The sequence below is a fragment of the Mycolicibacterium vinylchloridicum genome (assembly GCF_013404075.1).
GTDB lineage: Bacteria > Actinomycetota > Actinomycetes > Mycobacteriales > Mycobacteriaceae > Mycobacterium > Mycobacterium vinylchloridicum.
In genome coordinates this window covers 93,801-117,139 of sequence record NZ_JACBJQ010000002.1, presented here as the reverse complement: position 1 = coordinate 117,139, position 23,339 = coordinate 93,801, and the positions used below count along the sequence as shown (strand labels likewise).

Annotated in this window: 19 protein-coding genes; 10 read left to right on the top strand and 9 right to left on the bottom strand. The window is 64.2% G+C overall.

Translation table 11 applies throughout. The annotated features are described in order from the left end of the window. Window positions 1–17 precede the first annotated feature (17 nt). The 5 genes from HPC46_RS02480 (at window position 18) to HPC46_RS02460 (ending at window position 8,348) form a co-directional block, all read left to right on the top strand. Window positions 18–347: a hypothetical protein gene (locus tag HPC46_RS02480; RefSeq protein WP_179466631.1), complete on the top strand. Its 330-nt coding sequence runs from the start codon at window positions 18–20 to the stop codon at window positions 345–347. Window positions 348–735: 388 nt separating this feature from the next. Then, a complete protein-coding gene (locus tag HPC46_RS02475; RefSeq protein ID WP_325096545.1) occupies window positions 736–3,345 on the top strand; it encodes a two-component system response regulator in 2,610 nt (869 codons plus the stop codon). A gap of 15 nt (window positions 3,346–3,360) precedes the next feature. Beyond that, window positions 3,361–6,867 (top strand): response regulator, encoded by a 3,507-nt coding sequence (locus tag HPC46_RS02470; protein ID WP_233716169.1) that lies wholly within the window; start codon window positions 3,361–3,363, stop codon window positions 6,865–6,867. Window positions 6,868–7,105: 238 nt separating this feature from the next. Beyond that, on the top strand, window positions 7,106–7,729 hold the full coding sequence (locus HPC46_RS02465; protein WP_325096544.1) for a CheR family methyltransferase: 624 nt from the start codon (window positions 7,106–7,108) through the stop codon (window positions 7,727–7,729). Continuing rightward, a complete protein-coding gene (locus tag HPC46_RS02460) occupies window positions 7,716–8,348 on the top strand; it encodes a chemotaxis protein CheB (RefSeq protein ID WP_179466627.1) in 633 nt (210 codons plus the stop codon). The genes HPC46_RS02465 and HPC46_RS02460 overlap by 14 nt, the downstream gene beginning before the upstream one ends. Here HPC46_RS02460 and HPC46_RS02455 read toward each other — a convergent pair. After that, window positions 8,319–9,350 (bottom strand): fused (3R)-hydroxyacyl-ACP dehydratase subunits HadA/HadB, encoded by a 1,032-nt coding sequence (locus tag HPC46_RS02455; RefSeq protein WP_179466626.1) that lies wholly within the window; start codon window positions 9,348–9,350, stop codon window positions 8,319–8,321. The two genes, HPC46_RS02460 and HPC46_RS02455, sit on opposite strands and share 30 nt — an antisense overlap. A 134-nt stretch (window positions 9,351–9,484) precedes the next feature. Here HPC46_RS02455 and HPC46_RS02450 point away from each other — a divergent pair, with 134 nt between their 5' ends. Both HPC46_RS02450 and HPC46_RS02445 read left to right on the top strand, forming a co-directional pair. Next, window positions 9,485–10,375 (top strand): DUF732 domain-containing protein, encoded by an 891-nt coding sequence (locus HPC46_RS02450; RefSeq protein ID WP_179466625.1) that lies wholly within the window; start codon window positions 9,485–9,487, stop codon window positions 10,373–10,375. A gap of 69 nt (window positions 10,376–10,444) precedes the next feature. After that, window positions 10,445–11,122 (top strand): SDR family oxidoreductase, encoded by a 678-nt coding sequence (locus HPC46_RS02445; protein ID WP_179466624.1) that lies wholly within the window; start codon window positions 10,445–10,447, stop codon window positions 11,120–11,122. Between the two features lies 1 nt (window position 11,123). Here the strand turns inward: HPC46_RS02445 and HPC46_RS02440 are convergent, their stop codons facing one another. Together HPC46_RS02440 and HPC46_RS35465 are read right to left on the bottom strand one after the other, a co-directional pair. Continuing rightward, window positions 11,124–12,770 carry a peptide chain release factor 3 gene (locus tag HPC46_RS02440; protein WP_179466623.1) on the bottom strand — a complete coding sequence of 549 codons (1,647 nt, stop codon included), beginning with the start codon at window positions 12,768–12,770 and terminating at the stop codon, window positions 11,124–11,126. 58 nt (window positions 12,771–12,828) lie between these two features. Beyond that, complete coding sequence (locus HPC46_RS35465) at window positions 12,829–13,698, bottom strand: C39 family peptidase (protein ID WP_325096543.1); 870 nt, start codon at window positions 13,696–13,698, stop codon at window positions 12,829–12,831. Between HPC46_RS35465 and HPC46_RS34810 the strand changes: the two genes are divergently transcribed. Then, a complete protein-coding gene (locus HPC46_RS34810) occupies window positions 13,676–14,005 on the top strand; it encodes a hypothetical protein (RefSeq protein ID WP_233716168.1) in 330 nt (109 codons plus the stop codon). The two genes, HPC46_RS35465 and HPC46_RS34810, sit on opposite strands and share 23 nt — an antisense overlap. Before the next feature lie 12 nt (window positions 14,006–14,017). Here the strand turns inward: HPC46_RS34810 and HPC46_RS02430 are convergent, their stop codons facing one another. The 3 genes from HPC46_RS02430 to HPC46_RS34805 are packed head-to-tail and all read right to left on the bottom strand — an operon-like array spanning window position 14,018 to window position 17,146. Then, complete coding sequence (locus HPC46_RS02430; RefSeq protein WP_179466621.1) at window positions 14,018–15,133, bottom strand: C39 family peptidase; 1,116 nt, start codon at window positions 15,131–15,133, stop codon at window positions 14,018–14,020. A gap of 34 nt (window positions 15,134–15,167) precedes the next feature. After that, window positions 15,168–16,355: a C39 family peptidase gene (locus tag HPC46_RS02425; RefSeq protein ID WP_233716167.1), complete on the bottom strand. Its 1,188-nt coding sequence runs from the start codon at window positions 16,353–16,355 to the stop codon at window positions 15,168–15,170. A 56-nt stretch (window positions 16,356–16,411) separates the two neighbouring features. Next, on the bottom strand, window positions 16,412–17,146 hold the full coding sequence (locus HPC46_RS34805) for a C39 family peptidase (RefSeq protein WP_325096542.1): 735 nt from the start codon (window positions 17,144–17,146) through the stop codon (window positions 16,412–16,414). A 79-nt stretch (window positions 17,147–17,225) separates the two neighbouring features. Here HPC46_RS34805 and HPC46_RS34800 point away from each other — a divergent pair, with 79 nt between their 5' ends. Together HPC46_RS34800 and HPC46_RS02415 are read left to right on the top strand one after the other, a co-directional pair. Continuing rightward, window positions 17,226–17,693, top strand: coding sequence for a hypothetical protein (locus HPC46_RS34800; RefSeq protein ID WP_233716166.1), 468 nt, complete (start codon window positions 17,226–17,228; stop codon window positions 17,691–17,693). Window positions 17,694–17,829: 136 nt separating this feature from the next. After that, complete coding sequence (locus HPC46_RS02415; protein WP_179466618.1) at window positions 17,830–19,401, top strand: phospholipase D-like domain-containing protein; 1,572 nt, start codon at window positions 17,830–17,832, stop codon at window positions 19,399–19,401. Here HPC46_RS02415 and HPC46_RS02410 read toward each other — a convergent pair whose 3' ends face one another. The 3 genes from HPC46_RS02410 to HPC46_RS02400 form a co-directional block, all read right to left on the bottom strand. Beyond that, entirely contained in the window at window positions 19,402–19,875 is a 474-nt protein-coding gene (locus tag HPC46_RS02410) for a hypothetical protein (RefSeq protein ID WP_179466617.1), read from the bottom strand. Between the two features lie 155 nt (window positions 19,876–20,030). Continuing rightward, window positions 20,031–22,922, bottom strand: a complete 2,892-nt coding sequence (locus HPC46_RS02405) for an MMPL/RND family transporter (RefSeq protein ID WP_179466616.1) — start codon at window positions 22,920–22,922, stop codon at window positions 20,031–20,033. Continuing rightward, window positions 22,919–23,323, bottom strand: coding sequence for an MmpS family transport accessory protein (locus HPC46_RS02400; RefSeq protein WP_179466869.1), 405 nt, complete (start codon window positions 23,321–23,323; stop codon window positions 22,919–22,921). Before HPC46_RS02400 ends, HPC46_RS02405 begins: the two co-directional genes overlap by 4 nt. Window positions 23,324–23,339 lie beyond the last annotated feature (16 nt).

Genomic DNA, 23,339 nt, shown 5'->3' with positions numbered 1-23,339 from the left:
TCACGGCGCTCCTCCCGGTGCTGGCGCGAAGCGAAGGGTTGGGAAGGGCCTCGCTCGACGGTGCATTCGGCGTCGGTGTGGGGGTGGCGATGAGCGCGGGTGCCGCATGGCGCGCCGATCTCGGTGGCGGATCCGGTTCGGTATTGGCCGGTGTCTCACTGAGTGCCGGATTCGGTTGTGGCCCTGTCGTTTCTGCGCTCATCGCGCAGTTCAGCCCGGCCCCGGTCCAGGTGCCAGCGGTCCACTGCCCGGGGCCGCCGGCGCGCTGGCCGCGGCAATCGGATTCGGTACTGTCACCTACCCGGCTGCGCGGCACGCTGACCAGCGTCTTCTGGGCCGGCACCTAGCTGGGTTTCGGTCTGCCCGTGCTGTTGGTCACGATCGAGCCCGACGTCGGCATCACCGCACCGATGGTCGTGCTCGGGCCGCGGCGGCCGCGGTCGCCGTCCCGCGCGCAATCACAGCGAAACACGCTGCTGCACAGACTGTTCCGGAGCGTGCCACTGACCACGCGCAGCGAAGAAAGACGCTCCCCGAAGAGGGCACGCCCGTGCTGCACATCAAGTACAGGCAGGAAGGACGCTACGATCCCTCGATTGCTGAATTCGCGAACTTCGCGATCGGCGTCCTCAGGAGGGCTGACCGAGCGCACAATTGTGGGACAAACTGGTTCACGGGGATCCAGGGGGGGTGGAAGTCGGCGTGCTTGTTCCGGACGAGGCGGGGGAGCTATCAGTGGACCCCGCAGTGGGCGATGATGTCGAGCCGGCGCCCACGGCAGCTGACAGCAAACAAACCGTCTTGGTTGTCGACGACGATGCGCGGCTGCGCGACCTGCTGTGCACGGTCCTGACCCCGCTGGATTGCGACCTCATGCAGGCTGGTTCGGGCGAAGAAGCGCTCACCACGCTGCTGCAGTGCAAAGTCGCCGTGATCGTTCTGGACATCAATATGCCCGGGATGGGGGGATTCGAGACCGCGCAGCTCATCCGGGAAGCAGATGAACTGGCGTCGACGCCCATCATCTTTCTCACCGGTCAGGCGGACGATAAGGATCTCAATCGCGGCTACGACCTCGGAGCTGTCGACTATCTGCTCAAGCCGGTCTCCTCGGCGGTGCTGTACGCGAAAGTCAAAGCATTGTTGGAGCTGGACCGGTCCTTCGCCCGCCTGCGCACCGAGGCTGCGCGTCTGCACGAGCAGCAGCTGCAGATTGCCCGGGCCGCCGAGAGCCGCCAGCGAGATGAGCTGGCATTCACCCGGCGGAGGGAACGGCTGACCAACATCTTCTCCGAGGCCAGCATCGACCTGGTGTCCCTGGAGAAGACGATCGTCACCGAGCTGGGCCAGATGTTCGATGCGGAGTGCCTCTTGCGTCTACCCGGTCCAAACGGTGACTGGCATGACTCGTTCTCCTACACAGAGCCGGGCCGACGGTCAGAGCTGATGCAGGCATGGCTTGTCGAGCAGGCGACCGGCACGGTACAAACTCCGATGCCTGGCGAGGCCATCCTGGTCCAGGAGTTGACGGCCCGCAGTGAACGCGTCGGCATTCTGTGCCTCGGCCGGCCCGATGGCCCCGCCTTCTCGGAGGTCGACTCCGCCAGATTCCGCGGCACGTCTGTGGCAGCCGCACTCGCAATCTCCAATGCGACGCTATACCGGCTCCAGACCGAGTATGCCGCCGTCATGCAGGCCACCGGTGACGCGATCCTCGCCGTCGATGTCTCAGGTGCCATCCGCAGTTGCAACAAGGCCGCAACCGCCCTGTTCAGTGGGCACTCCGACACGTTGATCGGCCGGTCGATCCTGGATTTTGCCGTCGACGCTCACCGAGAGCGGTTGCACGGGCAGCTGGCCGTCACCCTGGCAACCCAGCAGGAAGTGTCGCTCGAGATGACATTCGCCGCCGGCACTCGCCGTCCGGTGGATGTCGCGATCACGTTGTCGCCGATCGGCGACTCCGTCGATTTGCACGTCGCGGTGGTGGTTCACGACTTGACGGAGATCAAGCAAGCCCAGCTGGTGATCAGTCATCTGGCCAGCCACGACCCGCTCACCGATCTGGCCAATCGGCGCCAGCTCAACGAGCGACTCGCGCTGCTCTCCCGTCAGCAGGACGGGAAACTCGCGGCGCTGCTGTACATGGATGTCAACAGGTTCAAGGCGGTCAACGACACCTACGGTCACGACACCGGGGATGAACTGCTCGTCGAAATTGCGACCCGCCTTCGGTCGGCGGCCGGCAATGACGCGCTGGTCTGCCGAATCGGCGGCGACGAGTTCATCGTCCTGCTCGAAGACGTGCCGTCGACCGGCGCCGCCGTCGCGGCAGGCAACCGGATCCTCGACCGGGTACAGGAAGCACCGGTGCGATGTAAGAACGTCACCCTGAATCCGTCTTTGAGCATGGGTATTTCGTGTCTTGGCGCGAGCGCTCGTTCGCCCGAGGAGTTGTTGTCGCAGGCAGATATGGCCATGTTCGAGTCGAAGAAGAATCGACTGGATACGGGTGTGCTCTACACCGATCTGATCGGGTCGCGGCATCAGGGCGAGGTGGATCTGCGATCGGAGGTGGCCGGCGCCATCACGCGATCCGAGTTCCGGATGGCGTATCAGCCGATCGTAAACTCGGCCACCGGAGCACTTTTCGGCCTTGAAGCACTGGTGCGCTGGCGGGTCGGCGACGAAGAGATGCCTGCAACGGACATCATCGCGTTGGCCGAGAGCGCTGGACAGATCGGTGCGCTGAGCCGATGGATCATTGCTCGCAGTTTTGCCGACTTTGCCTCATTGGGTAGAAGTGACCTGAAGCTCCATGTGAACGTATCGCCGGATCACGTACTCGACGAGCGCTTCCTCCAAGACTTGATCGATGCTCAGGAAAGCAGTGAGATACCCGCGGAGAACATCTGTCTGGAACTCACCGAGCGGACGTTCTATGGCGATCCCGCCGCGGCGCGGTCGGCGTTGCGCCGTGCCAGGGGCATCGGATTCAATCTGGCGATAGACGATTTCGGTATCGACCACGCCAGCATGACGAATCTGCTTCACACCCCGGTCGATTGGTTGAAGATCGATCGTACATTTGTCGCCGAAGTACACGACGACCAACGCGTACAGCGACTGGTGCGTAGCCAGATTGCTCTGGCGTCGTATATGCAGGTCGACCTGATTGCCGAGGGCGTGGAGAATCAGAAGCAGGCCGAATGGCTCCGTGAAGCGGGATGCCCGCTACAGCAAGGATTCTCGTACGCGCATCCGATCGAGGCGGTGGATCTGGCTGCAGAGGTGAAGAACTGGGCGGTGGTCTTGGCAACCAGCGGTGATACCGGCAAAGGCTAGGGTGATATGAAGCTCATGACTCGATTGGCGGCCGGGGGCGGGGCCGCCATCCTTGCGGTCATCTTGGCGAACACGCTCTACACCGTGCAACTCGCCCGGATAACCTCGCTCTACGAGGAACGTTCTGAGGCGAGGAATGCCCAAGTTGCGGCACTCGACACCCAGCGGGATCTCCAGGCATTGCTCGTGGCGCACGACCGCTACGTGTTCTCGACCGATCCCGCTCGGCGGGGCGAGCTCAGAGCCACGCTGGACGAACGCGACAAGGCTGTCGATACCGAACTTCGGTCGGGTGCCGAAGTAGAGACAGACGGTGGCGTCCGGCTGCAGTACCAGCAGGCGTTGGCAACCTGGACCGCCTTCCAGGCGAACTATCGAGCAGAACTGCAGAACGTCCAGAATGCCGAGCAGGCAGCGGCTTCCGCAAGGGATCTCGCAGGACAGGTGGCGGTGCTGGAAGATCAATTGCGCCAGATCGAACAGGCGACGGTCAAGGCCGTCGACGACGCCAACAACAGGGCGGGCGCGGCCATCCGATTCACCCGCGGGGTGCTGTGGATCTTCGCGAGTGCCATCGTCTTGGTGCTCGGCATCGTGATGTTCTTCATGGCTCGCAACATCCACCGCGCCGTGACAGGTGCGGCGGAGGCCAACGAAAAGGCGCGACGTTCCAAGGAAATTCAGGCCGATCTGATGACCGAGGTGCAGGGCGCCACCGATCTCGCCACCGCGGGCGTGACGATCGTCTCGCGCACCGCAGAGGCTCTCGGCGCCAAACATGGAGCACTCTATCTGCGGCAGTCCGATGACGACCAATTCGCTTTGATCGCCTCATACGCGTTCCACCGTCGTAAGGATCTGCCCACCTCCTTCGGAATGGGTGATGGTCTGGTCGGCCAATGTGCCTTGGAAGGCAACAGGATCGAGGTCAGTGCTCCAGGGGACTATGTCGAGATCGTCTCCGGCCTGGGCAAGACCGAACCGGTGTCCTTGATTCTGATGCCGATCAAGTTCGAGTCCGAAGTGCACGGCGTTCTGGAGCTGGCCGCCCTCAAGGAGTTCACCGCCGACGACATCGAGCTGCTGGAGAGTATCGCCGTCGGGGCCGGTGTTGCGATCAGCGCCATTGAGTCGGCCGAGAAGACTCGCGAGTTGCTTCAACTATCTCAGGCCCAGACCGAGGAGTTGCAGGCCCAGGAAGAAGAGCTGCGGACGGCCAACGAACAGCTGGTCCGCCGTGAGGATCAGCTGTCGGCGCAGAACGCCGAGCTCGAAGCGACCACTGAGGAACTGCGCTCACAACAGGAAGAGCTGCGGGCCAGCTCGGAGCGGCTCGAGTCGCAGGCGCAGACCCTGGAGCACAAGAACTCCGAACTGCACCGCCTCAGTCAGACTCTGGAAGCCAAGGCCGAAGAACTCGCTGTCTCGTCACGGTACAAGTCGGAGTTCCTGGCCAACATGTCGCACGAGCTGCGTACCCCGCTGAACAGCATCCTGATCCTGGCGGGACTCTTGGCTGACTCGGACGATCAGCTCACCGCCAAGCAGCAAGAGTTCGCCGAAACGATTCAGCAATCCGGCAAGGACCTGCTGAATCTCATCGACGAGGTGCTCGACCTGGCGAAGGTGGAATCCGGATCGCTGCGCCTCGAGCGGGAGGTGATCGACGTGGGTGAGTTGGTCGAGTTTCTGGATCGCACCTTCGGCCCGATCGCCGAACACAAGGGGATCGGTTATCGAGTTCTGTTGGCAGACAACGCCCCACGACAACTCACCAGTGACTACACGAGGGTCAAACAGATCGCGAAGAATCTGGTCGCGAATGCCATAAAATTCACCGATTCGGGAACGGTGAGCGTCGAGCTTTCCGCAGCCGGCGACGAGCACGGCGCAGCGGGCGACGGCTATCTGGCGCTGGCGGTTGTGGATACCGGAATCGGCATCGACCCCGAGGACCACCACCTGATCTTCGAGTCTTTCCAGCAGGCCGGCAAGGGATCGGCACGACAATACGGTGGTACCGGTCTGGGGCTGGCGATCAGCCGAGAACTCGCACGCAACCTCGGGGGCGAGATCACGCTTCGCAGTGCTCCCGGCGAGGGATCGACGTTCACCTGTTACCTGCCGGTCGACGCTGCGCCGTCCGAGAGCGCCGAGCGGGCCACGGTACCGAGTCACTCGGCGGCGCCGCCCCCCTCGGGGTCGAACGGCGAGCGGCCAAGCGCGGAAGGACCTTCGGAGAACCCGGCCGCTCTCGGGCGCATCGAGGATGTCGATACCTCAGCGGTCGTCTGGCCGCAGGGAACCAAACCCGTGCTCTTGGTGGTCGAGGACGATCCGGTCTTTGCGGGCATGCTGGCCGAGCTGGCCAAGGAAGCGGGATTCGACGCGGTCATCACGCCCAGCGGTCGGATGGCGCTCGCGTTGGCGAAGGAACACAAACCCGCCGCCATCACCTTGGACATCGGCCTGCCGGATATGGCCGGCTGGGTGGTGCTCGATGTCCTCAAGCATGACCTCGCGACGCGCCACATCCCGGTCAATGTCATTTCCGGCTCGAACGACGACGGGCGAGGGCGCCGAATGGGCGCGATTCACACCGTGAACAAGCCCGCCGACATCGGCGAACTCCGTTCGATGTTCACGGCCGTCGCCGACTTCCTGAAACCGGGACCCAGGCACGTGCTGGTGGCTGAGGACGATGCCAGCCAGCGCCAGGTCGTCAAGCACATGATCGAGAGCGACGACATCGCGATCACATGTGTGGGTACCGGCCAGCAAGTGCTGGCCGAGCTCGCCGGCGCAACCTCTTACGATTGTCTCGTCCTGGATCTCGGGCTGCCCGACATCGACGGCATCGACCTCATCGAGCGGATCAAAGGCCAGCTCCAGGAGAAGAGTCTGCCCGTGATCGTCCACACGGGACGAGAACTGACCACCGCTGAAACGCAGCGCCTGGAGGTTCTGGCGTCGGCCATCGTCCTGAAGAACGCGAAATCGCCCGAACGGCTGTTGGATGAGACCGCCCTGTTCCTGCACCGCGTCGCCAACGACATGCCGGACTCGGCGCGTGAAATCCTCTCCAACCCAAGGCGTATCGACGAGTCGCTGGAGGGCAATACGGTTCTGCTCGTCGACGATGACGTCCGGAACGTGTTCTCACTCGGCAGCGCCTTGAAGCGCTACGGCATCAAAGTGATACCCGCGAGCAATGGGCAGGAGGGGATCGACAGCCTCGCCGCTCATCCGGAGGTCGGACTGGTCCTGATGGACATCATGATGCCGGTCATGGACGGTTACGAAGCGATGCGGCGGATCCGGGCCGAGACCCGCTGGCGCAGCCTGCCCATCGTCGCGCTCACAGCGAAAGCGATGAAGGGCGATCGGCAGAAGTGCCTCGACGCGGGCGCATCGGACTACGTCACCAAACCGGTCGACATGGATCAACTCACCTCGGTGCTCAGGGTCTGGCTGGCCAGCCGGCCCCGCAGAGAGCAGAAAACGTCAAGCGCCAGTGAGTAATCCGGCCGAAATGTCTGATCGGGATCGATCCCGGGAGCTTACTGCGATCGAGGCAGAGGCATTCTTCTACACGGTGTTCGAGCATCTCGGCTACGACTTTCGACACTACAGCGACGCTTCGCGGAACCGAAGGTTGATGGCCTTCGTCGACAAACACGCGCTGGGCACAATCTCCGAGGCGCAGAGCCGGGTCCTTCGCGATCCGACGCTGTTGGCGTCGTTTCTGTCGACGATGACAGTGAACGTCACCGAGATGTTCCGGGATCCATCGGTATTCGCAAGGATTCGCACCGATTTGTTGCCCAGGCTGGCAACCTATCCGAGCATCCGGATCTGGATCGCAGGGTGCGCGACGGGGGAGGAAGCGTATTCCGTAGCGATCCTGCTCGACGAGGCCGGCTTGTTGGATCGGACGACCATCTACGCCACCGATATCGACAGCGACTCGTTGCGCGTCGCCGCGTCGGCAATCTACCCGGCGGATGTGATGGCCGGTGCCACCCGTAATTACCAGGCCAGCGGTGGCCAAAGGCCGTTCTCCGACTGGTATATCGCGAAGTACGACCGATGCATTCTCAGTCCGGCCCTGCGATCACGGCTCGAGTTCTTTTCGCATAATCTCGCCACCGACAGCACATTCGGCGAATTCCACCTGATCATGTGCAGAAATGTCTTCATCTATTTCGAAGAGGCACTTCAACGCCGCGTCGAGCAGATCTTCGCCGAAAGCCTCATTCCCTTCGGCAATCTCATCATCGGGCCGCGTGAAGGTCTGACCGGAGACGGCGCGCGATTGTTCAAACCCCAGGATCGTCGCCTGGGGATCTACGTCAAGAGCCAGTTTCTGCATGCCCGGGGGTGATGTCATCGTCATCGGCGGCAGCGCGGGCGGAATATCCGCGCTGCGAGGCATTTTCGAGACACTCGAGCACATCCGTGACAGGTTCGTATTCGTGGTGCTGCACCGCGCGCCGCAATACGGGGGGCTTGCTGAAGTGCTCCAGGGGTTCACCCCGATTCCGATTCACGAGCCGAGCACCAGCCCATGGGCCTGCACCCCGGGCGAAGTGACCCTCGCCCCGGCCGGCTATCACCTGCTGGCCGGCAATGATCGAACGCGGTCGAGCGATCCGCACACGCCAATCGCCCAGTACGACACCGGTGCGGGTGTGCGCGCCCACCTGACGTTGGATGCGCCGGTGCTCTGCTCGCGCCCTTCCCTCGACGTGTTGTTCGCGAGCGCCGCTCAACTGGTCAATTCGGTGACGGCCGTTCTGCTTTCCTGCGCGAGCGAGGACGGTGCCGAGGGCTGCGAAATCGTGAAAGCGGCCGGTGGCCGAGTCGTGCTCCAGGATCCGGACAGCTGCGAGGCGGCGGTCGCCGTCAATGCGGCACTGCGACACGTAGCGCCCGACTACGTCGCGGATCCCAACGGGATCGGACGTTGGCTCTCAGCGGAACCGCACGTTCATCGTCGCTAGGCCGAAGATTTTGCGCCCGTCGGATTTTGCGGCGATCAGTACGACACCCGAACGGGTCTCCGGGTCCAGCGATTTGATCTTGCCGCTGAATTCGATGTCCGCACCCTCTTTGGCCGATACGACCGCGGGCTGGGACAGCCGCACCGCGAATTTGGTGACCGCACCGGGGTCTCCCGACCAGGCGGAGTGGAAACCGGCGCCCAGACCCATGGTGAGCATGCCGTGGGCGATCACGTCTGGCAGCCCGGCCAGTTTGGCGATGTCTTCGTCCCAGTGAATCGGGTTGGCGTCACCGGCCACTCCGGCGTAGTTCACCAGGTCGCCGCGGGACAGCCGGGTGTGGTGCACCGCGAGCTCGTCGCCGGCACGTACGTCATCGAAGGACGGCGTCCCCGGTGTCCGGGTCAGTCCGCCCTGCGATATCCGGATCTCGCCCGCGGGGCGGACCTCCTTGTCGTACTCGGCATCCGAGCCGGGGATGTCGAGGATGTTCATGTCGTGCATCATCGCCTTCTGCACGGCCGCCTTGACTCCGGCGTCGATGTCCTCCCCGGTCACCCCGACGACGGTGGTGTGCAGGGTGTGCACCCGTTCGCCGCCGGCGTCGGTGAAGGTGTTCGTCACGGTGATGAAATCTCGGCCGGCCGTCCGGCGGACCGACGTCAGCTCGACGTCGATGACCAGTTCGTCACCGGCCACGATCGGACGGTGTTGCTCGAAGACCTCTTCGGTCTGAAGGTAGGTGTCGTAGCCGACGACGATCTCCTCGAACATGCGGCGGTTGCATTGCATACCCGGCGCCGAGGTGAAGGTCAACGGCGCAATCACATCCGAATAGCCCAGCTCAGCGGCGGCGGCGACGTTCCAGTGCGCGGGGTGGTAGTCCTGCACCGCTCGCGCGTATTCACGCAGCTTCTCGCGGCCGACGAGGTAGGTGCCGTCCATCTGGTAGTAGGCGCCGACCCGCGCTTCAAGCGGCGACGTTTCTGCTGGTGCAGTCATGAATTGCTCAACTTTTCTTCTCGCGAGTTCGCTGAAGCTGACCAAAGCACACTAACGCGCGCACACCGGGGCAATACACGCCGATACGATTCGGCTGTCTAGGAGATCCGAACGTACCGCGGTTGGGGTGAGCCATGACCGGAGCGCCGACGGCCTGTCCCTATTGCGGGGCCGACCTCGACGTCACTGGCACCTGTGCGCGCTGCGGCGGGGTGACGACCGCTGCTGCATTGACCGGCTGGCGGCCCGATCCGACCGCCCGCTATGAGGGGCGCTATTACGTCGCGGGCCGGCCGACCCAGCGGGTGCGCAACGGTAGGTCGCAAGCCAGCGACCCAGCAGGTGGTCAGATGTTGCCCGCCTATGTCGAGGTCCCGGCCGCGCGGTCCAGCATTCGGTCGACGTGGCTGGCGACCGGGGTGACGACGGCGGTGATCGTCATGGTGGGTGCGGTGGTCGGCGCACTGCTGTGGGCACGGCATCGCCCGGCGCAGCCGCCGGAGATCGACTACGTCCAGGCGCTCGAAACCGCGGGGTTGATGAATCAGTTCAACTCGGAGGCCAATGCCGTCGCGCATGGCCACGACGTGTGTGATCAGCTGGAACACGGCGGGCCACAACAGGGCCAGCTGGCCGACAAGATTGCCGTCGACTCGTTCTGCCCGCAATTCAACCAAGGTTTTCGCATCCTCGAATCAGCAAAGATTTCAGGGGTTTTCGTGCTGACCGATTCCCTTGGCACGGGCTCGATCGAGACCGACGGGCAGACCTGCCATGGCATAGACGGCTACGCCGACGTCGGTCGCAGCACTCCGGTGACCGTCAAGAACGGCAAGGGCGAAGTCCTCACCTCGACCTCGCTCGGTCCCGGGACCGGAAACACCGCAACGTGCACGTTTTCGTTCACCTTCCCCATCACCGAGGGACAGGATCGCTATGTCGTGTCCATCGGGCGCAGAGGTGAATTCAGCTACAGCTTCGAACAACTTCGAGGCCGCGGTGTGCAGATCAAACTGGGCCGCTGAGTATGGTGAAATAAACTCAGCAGATTTCGATGTTGTCGCCGTCAGGACTTCGGAAAAGGAGCGCTGGAAATGACAGAGCAGATCACCGCATTGGTAACCGGTGCCAACCGTGGGCTGGGGCGGCAGCTGGCCGCCGAACTGCTGGCACGCGGCGCCAAGGTCTATGCGGCTGCCCGCCGGCCGGAGACCGTCGATCTGCCGGGCGTGGTGCCGATCCAGCTGGACATCACCGACCCGGCGTCGGTTCGCGCGGCGGCCGCCATCGCCGGCGACGTCACCGTGCTGGTGAACAACGCCGGTGTCTCGACGCAGGCTGCCCTGCTCACCGGACCGATCGAGGACATCCGGTTGGAGATGGAAACGCACTACTTCGGCACGCTGAACGTCAGCCGAGAGTTCGTGCCGATCATCGAGAAGAACGGCGGCGGCGCTGTCCTCAACGTGCTGTCCGTCCTCGCCTGGTATCACCCGCCGACCTCGGGTGCCTATTCGGCAGCAAAGGCCGCCGCCTGGGCGTTGACCGATGCGCTGCGAACTGAGCTCGCGCCGAAGGGAATTCACGTCTCCGCCCTGCACGTCGGCTACATGGACACCGATATGGTCAGCTACATCCCGGCCGAGCAGAAGATCGATCCCGCGCTGGTGGCAAGGCAGGCCATCGACGGACTGCTGGGCGGCCAGGCCGAGATCATCGCCGACGAACTGTCCCGGCAGGTGAAGGCCGGGCTGTCGACCGCGAACAGCTAGCTCAGTCGTCTCCCGCGGCGACCAGCGGACGCAACCGCACGTCGGGGTTGTCCTCCTGGAAACCCTGCAGCCGCCACTTGGTGGTGAACAACGCCAGCATGACGCCGTCGGTACGGGTGAGGACTTCCATCGACACCTGCTTCTCGGCGAACGCTGCGTCGTCGGGGTGGATCGCGCGGGCGACCGTGTAGGGCAAACCCTCCAGCGAGATGGGCGCATTGAATTCCGTGGCCATCCGGTGGCTGGTGACCTCGAACTGCAGCGGGCCGACGGCCGCGAGCACCGGTGCCTGTTCGCCGCGGCGATCCGATCGCAGAACCTGCACCACACCCTCCTGTTCCAGCTGCTCGATGCCCTTCCGGAACTGCTTGTGCTTGCTCGGATCAGTGCCACGCGCAACGGAGAAGTGTTCGGGGGAGAAGCTCGGTATCGGCGGGAACTGCACGGGCACGTCCCGGAAGAGGGTGTCCCCGGGACGGAGCGCGGCGGCGTTGGCCAGGCCGATCACGTCGCCGGGCCATGCGTTGTCCAGAGTCGAGCGCTGCTGGCCGAACACCGACTGGGCGTACTTGGTCACGAACGGCTTGCCGGTGGCGGCGTGGGTGAGCACATCGCCGCGCTCGAACGTCCCCGAGCACACCCGGGCGTAGGCGATGCGGTCGCGGTGCGCGGAATCCATGCCCGCCTGAACCTTGAAGACGAAGGCGCTGAACGGCGCGTCGACCGGCCGCACGTTGCCGTCGACATCGGCCTGGCCGCTGGGCGCGGGTGCCAGCCGCGTCAGGTTGTCCAGCAGCTGGTTCACCCCGAAGTTCAGCGCGGCCGAGGTGAACAGGACGGGCGTCGTGATGCCTTGCAGGAATGCTTCCTGGTCGTGATCGCCGTCATCGGCGGAAAGCAGTTCGCACTCTTCGACCGCGTTGTCCCAGTCGACACCCGCGGCGTCGTGGGCGCGCTCAGGCGCGATGTGCTCCTCCGGTGCGGCGGTGGCACCGCCCGCGGTCCGGGTGAACCGAATGAAGTTTCCGGTACGGCGGTCCAGAACGCCCTTGAAGTCGCCCGCGATCCCGACCGGCCACGTCAACGGGGTGGGCTTGAGTCCGATGCGCTCTCCGATTTCGTCGAGCAGCTCCAGTGCGTGGCGGCCCGGCCGGTCCCACTTGTTGATCACGGTCAGGATCGGCAGGCCGCGGTGCTTGCACACCTGAAACAGCTTGAGGGTCTGCGGTTCCAGCCCCTTGGCGGCGTCGATCAGCATGACCGCGCAATCGACGGCGGACAGCACCCGGTAGGTGTCTTCGGAGAAGTCGGCGTGCCCCGGGGTGTCGAGCAGGTTGATGACACAGTCCTGCCCCTCCGGCGAGTGGTAGGGGAACTGCAGCGCCGTCGAGGTGATGGAGATGCCCCTGGCCTGCTCCATCTCCATCCAGTCCGACACCGTGGCGCGGCGTCCGGCTTTGCCGTGGATGGCGCCGGCCTGGGTGATCACCCTGGCGTGCAGGACCAGCGCCTCGGTGAGTGTTGATTTACCGGCGTCGGGGTGGCTGATGACGGCGAAGGTCCGCCGTCGGCCGGCTTCAGCCACCAGCCGGTTCGCTGCGGCGGAACCGGTGGGTGCCGTACGGATATCCAGGTCTTGATCACTCATTGCGTGGTCGATCGTATTTGCCGACGACGCAAAACCTCTAATCGCGCGGGCGTGCTGCTCAGGCCGCGATCGTGGATTCCTGTGCCGGAGTCACGTAGGCGGTGATGGTCTGGTAGTCGTTGGCCGCCCAGGAACTCATGAACACGTCCATCTTCATGGCGATGCCCGGGTTGTTGAATGCGCTGTCGTTGACGTACACGATGTTGTTGATCGTGTCGATGCCCAGCACGGTGATCGCGTGATTGGCGGTGACGGCGTCGCCCGGCGCGGCTCGGCCCCAGGCGATATTGGCGTTGACCGTCACGATCACCGAGTCTCCTGCCGTCAGGGCGGCCTTGACGTTGTTGATCGCGTTTGTGCCCTGCCCCTTGGAGTACTGGGTCGACGTCGCGGTGATGCCGTGATTCTCCAGCAGTTGCAAGGCGTCGGCGTAGGCGACGTACGTGTCCGCGACCGGGTCGTAGATGTTCTTGCCGGGGTTGACGGTGCTCGGGGTTGTGGCGGCCTCGTCGGTGATCTGCTGCGCGGTGGGCATCTTGTCCGCACCGAGCAATTGTCCGATCACCATGCCCGTCGACATCAGGACACACCTGTTGGTTTGGCCCTGATACAGGAACAGTCCTTCTTTGGCGGCCGGATTGCCGATCAGCCCGGGCGTATCGTCCGACGGGATGTCCGGGGTCACCGGCGGCCGGTACGGGCCGACGATGGCCTCGAGGTCGTAGCGCAGCGTGGTCAGGTTGTCCCGGATGCCCTCGATCTGATGCTTGACCAGCAGCTCGATGTTCTTGCGCAGGGTGTCCAGGTCGCGGCGCGCGGCGTCCAGACCGGCCACGATCGCCTGCTGCACCTCGACCGGGGTCGGAAGCCGTTGGGCGCGAGTCTGTTTGGTCGACGCGACGGACTTGCTGACGGTTTCACTGCTCACCGAGCTCATCGGGGAGGCACTGACCGCGGTCGTCGTCCGCTTGACGGGCAGCTGCACCACCGGCGCCGAGGAGGGCTTGGGCTTCGCCGATGCGCGTGCGGCGGCCGGCTTGTGCGTGCGGGCGCTCGATGCCGAGGAACTGCTCGTCGAGCTCTGCCCGGAGTCGTCCGGGGCGGCCGCGGCCACCGCGGCGCCAGCACCGGAGGCGATCGCCAAACCCGCCCCGATCGCGAATGCGAAGGTCGTGATTCGCCCTGCCCGATGCCTGGAAGTCATGCTTGGCCCCCGCCCGCAACACGATGGATGAGAATGATGGCGATCATGCGGCGTTCGCCTCCCGGGTGGTTTGCGCTGTGGCAGGCGCCAATTCGGCGATGATCGCGGTGTAGCGGCTGGCTTGCCAGGCGTCCAGGAAGTCTTCGATCGACATGGTCAGGTTCTGGCCCTGCGGATTTGCGCCGTCGTTGAGGTAGACCAGATTCTTCGTGATGTTGATCCCGAGAAGCACCGCCTGGTGCTCGGTCGTCCACTGTTCCTGACTGCTGGTGTTGCTCGAGACGACCGTGCCGTTGATGCTCACGATCACCGACTTGCCTTGTGAGAGTGCGGTTTCAACCGTATTCAGGGCCCGCTGCTCCTGGGACTTGGTGTAGTAGACCGTCGTCACCTTGACACCGTGGTTCTCCATGAGCTGGACGGCATCGGTCGCCCACACCCAGTCGTAGGTGTTGGTGCCCAGGTACATCGCCCGGCCGGGCCTCGCGACGCTGTCGGTGTTCATCGCTTCGTCGATGATGTTCTGTGCGGTGACGGTCTGACCGGTGATTGCGCTGATCACCATGGCCGCAGCCATCAGATTCGAGGTCTGCGCACCCCCGGCCGCCCAGTACTGGGCATTGGCCAGGTTGCCGTAGATGATCTGCTTGTTGGGGTTGAAGACCCGCTCCAGATCGATGCGCAGCGTGACCAGATTGTCTTGGAGGCCGATGATCTGATTCGCTACGAGCGTCTCGATCTTCTGGCGCAGGTCGTCGAGCCTGCGACGAGCCGAGTCAAGCCCCGCCACGATGGTCTGCTGGACCTGGCCCGGAGTCGGCAGTGCGGAAGCGCGTTTGACGGTCGCTTGCTTGGTGGACATGGCGGGTGCGGCTGCAGCCGCACTGACCTGAGCCGACGAGCGCTTGGTGTGCAGCGCCACCACCGGCGCCGAAACGTCACTGCTGCTGACCGAACGGGGCGGCTTGGGTTTGGCCGTCGGACCGGCGCAGGGGCGGGCCGATCGGGCCGAAGACGACGAACTGCTGGTCGACGCATGGCCGGAATCATCCGGTGCGGCGGAGGCCACTGCGGCACCGGCGCCGGAGGCGACCAGCAGGCCGGCGCCTACTGCGAAGCCGAATGTAGTGAGTCGTCCAGCCCGCTTGATGGAAGTCATTCGGCCCCCGCTCCGTCCATTCTGGTCAACACCCTCAGGCCGCGAGGGTGGCTTGCGCGGATGCCGCGGCGACGGCGGTGATGGTCGTGTACGAGTCTGCCGCCCAACCGCTCAGGAACACCTTCATGGGCAGTGCCATGCCCATGCCCTTGCTTTGCTCCCAGGCGCTGTCATTGACGTAGACGACGTTCTTGTTCATGTCGATTCCCAGCACGGTGATCAGGTGGTCACCCGTGTACGCCGTGTCAGGCGCGTCGTTCCCCCAGATGATGTCGGCTTTGACCGACACGGCGATCGCGTCGCCCCGAGTCAGCGCCGCCTTGAGATTGGTCAGTGCGAGATCTCCTTGGCCCCTGGTGTATTCGGTCGACTTCGGGGTGACCCCGTGGGTCTGCAGCAGCTGGAGCACATCGGTGGTGCTCACGAAGGTGTCGTTCACGCGGTCGTAGATCGGCTTGCCCGGCTTGGTATAGCTCGGCGTGGTGGCTGCCTCGTTGACGATCTGCTCCCAGGTCGGCATCGCGTCTCGACCGTACAGCTGCCCGATGAGCATCGCGGCTGTGGACAGAGCGCACGTGTTGGTCTGCCCCTGATAGATGAAGTAGCCCTCCCGGCTGCGCGGTGTGCCGATGACACCCGGCGTTTCATCCGCTGGGATGTCGGGGTTGGTCGGGCGCCGGCCCGGAGCGAAGATCGCGGCGAGGTCGGACCGAAGAGCGGCCAAGTTTTGGCGCAAGTCGTCGATTTGGTGCCGGATCAACAGCTCGATATTGCGGCGCAGGGTGTTGAGATCCCTGGCGATGTCCAGGGCCGCCCGCTGCGCCCGGGCTGTGGTCAGAACCCGTTGAGCCGCTGCTTGTTTGAATGCTGGAGCGGTCGCCGAGGTAAGCTCGTCGGACGCCGGAGCCGGCTTCGTGCTCACCGCCGTGGCGGCCGGCGCGGGCTTGCGGGTCTGCAGTTTCACCACCGGAGCCGACGTGTCGCTACCGGCGCTCACCATGCGTGTTGGCTTGGGCTTGCCGGCCGCGCCGGTCGAGGGCCGAGCTGATCGCGCCGAGGACGCTGAACTACTCGACGCCGTGGAGGTGGCTGCCCCGGTGTGCCCGGAGTCCTCGGGCGCTGCACTCGCGACCGCCGAACCGGCACCCGCTGCGATCAGCAGACCTGCCCCGACCGCGAACCCGAATGTCGTGATTCGCCCTGCCCGCTTGCTGGATTTCATGTTGGCCCCCGCCGAATCACCCTGAATGAGAACTGTTGAGGCCGCTCGGTTGATGATCATGCGGCGATGGCTTCGGTCGCAGGCGACACCGTCTGTGGCGTGACTGGTGCCGCCACTGCGAAGGTTGCGTTGTAGAACGAGGTGCGCCAGGTGTCGATGAACTTGTCGAGTGGCATCGTCCGTTGTTGGCCACCCTGCGGCAACGCGCCATCGTTGAAATAGACCACGTCGTTGGTGATGTCGATCGCGAGCACCACCACGGGATGCTCTCTGATCTCCTCTTGTCCGGGATCTGCGAGCGAGACGGCCGGACCGTTGACGGTCACGATGACCGACTTGCCCTCAGCCAGCGCGGTTTCCAGGGCCGCGAGTGCGCGGCGCCCTTGGGTGCGGCTGTACGACGTCGTGGTCACGCTGACGCCGTGGTTCTCCATGAGCTGGTATGCGTCGGCTGGCCAAACATAGTCCGGTGTGGTCGGACCGAGGTACATCTTGCGGTTCGGCCGAGTGGTGCTGTTGGTCGCCATCGCCTCTGTCACGAGGGAATCCGCAGTCACCGTCGCGCCGGTGAGCCGGTTGATCACCATTGCCGCGGCCATCAGATAGGCGGTCTCGTCCGCTTGCGCCACCCAATACTGGGAATTGGCGGGATCGCCGTAGATGAGCGGCTTGTTGCTGAAGACTCGCCGGAGGTCGATCTGTAGGTCCAGCAGGCTGTTCTGGAATCCGACGATCTGGTTCTGGACCAGCGTCTCGATCTTTCCGCGCAGGTCGTCGAGGCCGTGCCGCACGGAGCCGAGACCGTCGATGATGGTCTGCTGGAACTCGGCCGGAGTCGGTAGTCCGGGAACACGTCTAGGCGCCGCCTGTTTGGCCGCTGCGGGAACAGAGATCGAGTTCTCGGTGGTCGGCGAAACCGCGGCCGCGTTGGACGGGGCCGATGATCGCTTCGTTTGCAGCTGGATGACCGGCGCCGAGAAATCGGTGCGCGTGCTCGCGGTGCGGGCCGGTTTGGGCTTGCCCGCTGTACTCGTCGAGGTACGGGCCGATCGGGCAGATGACGCCGAACTGCTCGATACCGAGGAAGCCCCGCTCGACGCGTGGCCGGAATCATCGGGTGCAGCGGCAGCCACCGCGGCACCAGCCCCAGAAGCGATCAGCAAACCACTGCCGATTACGAATCCGAATGTCGCTATTCGCCCAGCCCGCTTGATGGAAGTCACATCGGCCCCCGCCCACATCACTGCGAATGAATTTATCGGCGCTGACAATAGCGGCAATCCTGGACGACCGTCCTGGGTTTCTCGTTTGCCACCCACCCCGACTACCCGCCGCTAGTTAACATTTCAATGACGCCGAGATGTCCCGTCATCGACGCGATGACGAGGTTGTGACCGCTGACATCCGGACTCGACAGCAGCGCTATGAGGTCGTCCAATGGTTGGGGGCGTATCTGGCGAGGATTTGAGGCAGCGTGTCGGACGGGCGGAAGGCCGCAGGCAAGGTGGTCGAGCCTTGTGATGGCCGGCTGCTGGTGCCGGGGCAAACCTGCTGGCGTACCGCGGTGGCGACCAAGTTCGCCCCGGTCATCGACGGTGCGGACTACCTCGCACATGTCAAAACCGCGATGCTGCACGCCCGGCGGCGAGTGATGATCATCGGCTGGGATCTCGATTCCCGGATGACGTTCGAGGCCGGCGAATCAACCTTGGCCGGGCCTAATCACCTAGGGCTGTTCTTGCACTGGCTGTTATGGGGCCGTCCCGAGTTGAAGGTGTATCTGCTGAAGTCCAACCTGCGCCTCCTGCCGGCGTTCGACGGGTTCTGGTTCGGCGTCACGCCGGTTGAGCTGGTCAACCAAATGACTTCGCGGAGGCTGCGTTTGGCCGTCGACGGGGCCCACCCGACCGGCGCGGTGCATCACCAGAAGATCGTGGTGGTCGACGATACGGTCGCCTTCTGCGGCGGCATCGATCTCACGCTTGGGCGCTGGGATACCCGCGCACACCTTCCCGACGACCCGCGTAGGCAGGCGGCCGGACAGCCCTATGGACCGCGGCACGAGGTGGCCGCGGTGGTCGAGGGTGCGGCCGCGGAATTACTCGCCGAGCAGGCGCGTGACCGGTGGAAGGCCGCGACCGGTGAAGCGTTGCCCCCGCTCACGTGCGAGGAGTCGGCCTGGCCGCGGGAACTGCAACCAGCGCTGCGCGATGTCGAGGTGGGGGTCGCCCGGACGCTGCCGACACTGCCCGACCGTGAGGAAGTCCGCGAGGTCGAGGCCCTGAACCTGGCCGCGATCGCGGCCGCCCGCGATGTCATCTACCTGGAGAACCAGTATCTTGCGGCCCGCAGTCTGGCCGAGGCACTCGCAGACCGGCTGCGAGAGCGCGACGGTCCCGAGGTGGTGATCGTGCTGCCGCGCAGCTCCGAAAGCCGACTCGAACAGCAGTCGATGGACAGCGCCCGCGAGCGTCTCATCCGCGTGTTGTGGGATGCCGACGAGCACGGCAGGCTGGGCGTCTTCTGGCCCGCGGTCAAGGGCGGAACCTCGGTATACGTGCACGCGAAGGTCATGGTGGTCGATGACCGACTGCTGCGGATCGGTTCGTCGAATCTCAACAACCGGTCCCTGGGCTTTGACAGCGAGTGCGACATCGCCCTGGAAGCGGTCGACACGGACCACGATGACGTGCGGCAGCTCATCCTCGCGACCCGCGATGGCCTGGTGGCCGAGCACCTGGGTGTGCCGGCCGACACCTTCCAGCGGGAGGTGTTGCGGCACAACTCATTCCTGCACGCAACCAATTCGCTACGGGGAACCGGACGCTCCCTGCGCAAGTTCACCGCGTTCATGGTGTCGGCCGACGCGAGCCCGTTGGCCGAGAACGAACTGATGGACCCCGATCAGGTGCCACCGTCGATCGGTCAGAGCGTATGGAATCTGGTCAGTGGTGTGGCCACGTGGCCACTGGAACGCGCTTCCACGCTCTGGGGCTTCCGGCGAATTCCCGACGAGCCGGCACCGACTCGCACAAAAATGAACTGACTAGCCCTTGGCCGCGACTGCGACGCGGGGCTTGACGCGCGGTGCGGGAGTGGCTGCCGCACTGGGGGAATGACGCGCCAGACGACGATCGTGACGCGCAATCCTGCGGTCGAGAACGCGCAGTTCGCGGTCGGTCAGCGAGCGGTTCCGGCGGACCAACCGGTCGAGCTGTTCCCAGCTCAATCCGTCCAGGTCGCCGTCGGCATCATGGGTGGCGACGACGACCGATCCCGGCAGCAAAGGCACCGACTTTGCATTGAAACTCGTTGTCGCGAGGAGCAGTTCAGTGGCGCGCACGTTGGCCCGGCGCTGGCATGCCGCGGTCGACGGGCTGAACCAGAAATCGAACTGGCGATCGGCACTGGTCAGGCAGTGCAGTTGGTGATTCTCGATGAGGTGGGTGATGTCGGCCTTGGTGTAGGCGCGGGTTTCATAAACGGGGCCGCGGGTGCTGAGGTAAAGGACTGTGTTCATAGCGGTAATCCATTCGGCTCTTTCTTCGCTGGTCAGGACGGCGCCATCATCATCGGCACCTGTTACTAAAGTTACCCATGTTGCAAATGGGATAAACCGTGATATCGATAGAGAAACGGTGTGCTTTCGCTGACAATCACATGCCGGCTCGACGGCTACACGCGTTCGTCGTCTTCCCACAGCAGGAGCTGGCGCACGGATTCGCGGGTTCCGTAGGGGCGGAGCATGGCGCTGGCGGGGCGCGGACGCACCCGCAGCGGCCACCAGAACCAACGCCCCAGCAGCGCGGCGATCGAGGGTGTCATGAACGACCGCACGATCAGGGTGTCGAACAGCAGCCCCAGGCCGATGGTCGTGCCGATCTGACCCAGTACCAGAAGGTCGCTGAAGACGAAGGACGCCATGGTGAAGGCGAACACCAAACCGGCGGCGGTGACAACGCCACCGGTACTGGCCATCGCGCGGATGATGCCGGTGTTGAGCCCGGCGCCGATCTCCTCTTTGAACCGCGATATCAGCAACAGGTTGTAGTCCGATCCCACTGCGAGTAGCAGGATCACCGCCAACGCCAACACGACCCAGTACAGCGGCATGCCGAACAGATACTGCCACACCAGGACTGAGAGCCCGAACGAGGCACCCAGCGATAGCGCGACCGTACCCACGATCACCAACGCGGCGACGATGCTCCTCGTGATGAACATCATGATGAGCAGGATCAAGCTGAGCGCTGCGATCCCGGCAATCATCAAGTCGTACTTGGCCATCTCAGAGATGTCTTTGTAGGTCGCCGCCGTGCCGCCGATGTAGATGCTCGAGCCTGCCAGCGGAGTGCCCTTGATCGCCTCCTGCGCCGAATGCCGGATCGCGGCGATGTGCGAAAGACCTTCTGGTGTTGCCGGATCGACGTCGTGGGTGACGATCATCCGGGCCGCTTTGCCGTCGGGAGACAGGAACAGCTTGAGGCCGCGTTGAAACTCGGAGTTACTGAACGCCTCTGGCGGAATATAGAAGGAGTCGTCGGTCTTGGCGGCGTCGAACGCGGCGCCCAGCGCCGTCGAGTTCTCCAGCGCCGCCGCAGCCTGGTCGTAGAGACCCGACTGGGTGGCGTAGTTCGTCATCGTCAGGTCGCGATTGGCCTGTTGGGTGTCGATGTTCTGCGGAATGAGGGACAGCAGCTTGGGCTGCAGCGCATCCAACTTGTCCAAACTCGCTGTGACGTTGGCCAATTGGTCAGTCAGTGCGTCGATGCCGTCCAGCGCGTCGAAGACCGACCGGAAGGCAGCACAGATCGGGATGTCGAAACAGTGCGGCTCCCAGTAGAAATAGTTGCGCAGCGGCCGGAAGAAGTCGTCGAAGTTGGCGATCTTGTTGCGGAGATCCTGAGCTACCTCGACGGTCTTGTGGAAGGCCTCGACCTGTTCGTGGGTGGCGGCAGAACTCTGCTGCTGCAGTTCGTACTGCTGACGCAGGATATTGATCGACTTGTCGATCTCGCTCACCTGCTTGACCAGGTCGGCGGCGCGGGCCTGCTGGAACGGCAGGTTGTTGATCTGGCTGAGGCTGCCCGCGCTGATCTGAAATGCCAATGAGGTGTGGTCCAACGGCGTTCCCAATGGGCGCGTGATGGATTGGACCATCGCGATACCAGGCGTGTGGAAGACAGCTTTGGCGACTCGCTCCAACAGGATCATGTCGGTGGGGTTGCGCAAGTCGTGATCGGTTTCGATCATCAAGAGCTCAGGGTTGAGCCGGGCCTTGGAGAAGTGCCGCTCGGCGGCGGTGTAGCCCTCGTTGGACGGGGCATCGGCGGGCATGTAGGCGCCGACGTCATAGCTGGTCTTGTAGCCGGGCAAGGCCAGTAGACCGATCAGCGCGATCGCCAGGGAGACGACCAGGATTGGTCCGGGCCAGCGGACGATGGCCGTGCCGATGCGGCGCCAGCCGCTGGTCTTCGCGCGGCGCTTGGGGTCCATCAACCCGAAGTGACTGGCGAGGGTCAACACTGCGGGGGCCAACGTCACTGCGGCGATGAGCGCGATGAGAACACCGATGGCGGCTGGCGTGCCGAGGCTCTGAAAGTAGGGGTTGCGGGTGAAATTCAAGCACGCGACCGCGCCGACGATCGTCAGCCCCGAACCCAGAATGACGTGTGAGGTGCCACGGTAGGTGTCGTAGAACGCGGTCTGCCGGTCGATGCCGGCCGACCGCTCTTCGTGATAGCGGCCGACGAGGAAGATCGCGTAGTCGGTGCCGGCGGCGATGACCAAGAGTGTGAGGATGTTGGTCGAGTACGTCGAGAGTCCGATGAATCCGGAGTCGGCCAGCCACGCCACTATCCCTCGGGCCGCGGCCATTTCGATGAGCACGATGATCAACATCAGGATCATCGTGACCAGCGAGCGGTAGACGATCAGCAACATGATCGCGATGACCCCGATGGTCAGCAGCGTGACCTTCGTGGTGCCCTTGTCACCGGTCTCGAATTGGTCGGCCACCTGTGCTGCCGCGCCGGTGACGTATGCCTTGACGCCGGGCGGCGCCGGTGTGTGGTCGACGATGTCGCGGACCGCGTCGACCGACGCCAGCGACAGCGCTTCCCCCTGATTGCCGGCCAGGAACACCTGAACGTAGGCGGCCTTGCCGTCAGAACTCTGAGATCCCGCAGCCGTCAGCGGGTCTCCCCAGAAGTCCTGGACGTGCTGGACGTGTGTGGGGTCGGCTTCCAGACGCCGGATCAGCTCGTCGTAGTACGCGTGCGCGTCGGCCCCCAACGGTTGGTCGCCCTCCAGCACGATCATTGCCGCGCTGTCGGAATCGAACTCGCCGAAGACCTTCCCGATGCGCTGGAAGGCCTGCAGCGACGGCGCGTCGGGTGAGCTCAGTGCCACGTTGTGTTCTTCACCGACGACCTCGAGCTGCGGAACCAGCGCATTGGACACTGCCGCGATCGCGAGCCAGACCAACAGAATCGGTGCGGCAAGCACCCGGCACAGGTGCGCTGCCCTGTGCGTGAACGACCGGTCGGCAACCTGCTGTTCGGTCATCCGGACTTGTCCAGGCAGTAGGTGAAGGCGTTCAACGTGTTGACCGTTCTTTCATCTTTCACCACGTCGTCGATCTTGATGCGGCAGCCGAGTGAATCACTGTCGCCCTGGGCGGAGACGTTGACGAAGACCGCGGGCTGGGTGGTGGTGGTGTCGTACGACCAGGGCAGCGAAACCGCGTCGGCGCGCTGTGGTTGGGCATTGACGTCGGTATAGGTGATCGTCGCGAGGGTGCCGGGCGGGCCGAAGACTTCCATGACCACGCGCTTGGGATTGAACGGGACGATGTCGTTGCCGGAGCCGCTCGGGGTGGAGGTGACGTCATGCGCGCCGAAGATCCCGTGCAGCCGGTCGACAGCGAATCCCGCGGTCACCACCACTGCCACCGCGACCAGCAGCATCCAACTCCGGCGGGCC

Bases quoted from the DNA above. Each gene is read 5' to 3' on its own strand.
- HPC46_RS02470 (WP_233716169.1), top strand. From the start codon at position 3,361: ATGACTCGATTGGCGGCCGGGGGCGGGGCCGCCATCCTTGCGGTCATC.
- HPC46_RS02460 (WP_179466627.1), top strand. From the start codon at position 7,716: ATGCCCGGGGGTGATGTCATCGTCATCGGCGGCAGCGCGGGCGGAATA.
- HPC46_RS02455 (WP_179466626.1), bottom strand. From the start codon at position 9,350: ATGACTGCACCAGCAGAAACGTCGCCGCTTGAAGCGCGGGTCGGCGCC.
- HPC46_RS02450 (WP_179466625.1), top strand. From the start codon at position 9,485: ATGACCGGAGCGCCGACGGCCTGTCCCTATTGCGGGGCCGACCTCGAC.
- HPC46_RS02445 (WP_179466624.1), top strand. From the start codon at position 10,445: ATGACAGAGCAGATCACCGCATTGGTAACCGGTGCCAACCGTGGGCTG.
- HPC46_RS02440 (WP_179466623.1), bottom strand. From the start codon at position 12,770: ATGAGTGATCAAGACCTGGATATCCGTACGGCACCCACCGGTTCCGCC.
- HPC46_RS02430 (WP_179466621.1), bottom strand. From the start codon at position 15,133: ATGACTTCCATCAAGCGGGCTGGACGACTCACTACATTCGGCTTCGCA.
- HPC46_RS02425 (WP_233716167.1), bottom strand. From the start codon at position 16,355: ATGAAATCCAGCAAGCGGGCAGGGCGAATCACGACATTCGGGTTCGCG.
- HPC46_RS02410 (WP_179466617.1), bottom strand. From the start codon at position 19,875: ATGAACACAGTCCTTTACCTCAGCACCCGCGGCCCCGTTTATGAAACC.
- HPC46_RS02405 (WP_179466616.1), bottom strand. From the start codon at position 22,922: ATGACCGAACAGCAGGTTGCCGACCGGTCGTTCACGCACAGGGCAGCG.
- HPC46_RS02400 (WP_179466869.1), bottom strand. From the start codon at position 23,323: ATGCTGCTGGTCGCGGTGGCAGTGGTGGTGACCGCGGGATTCGCTGTC.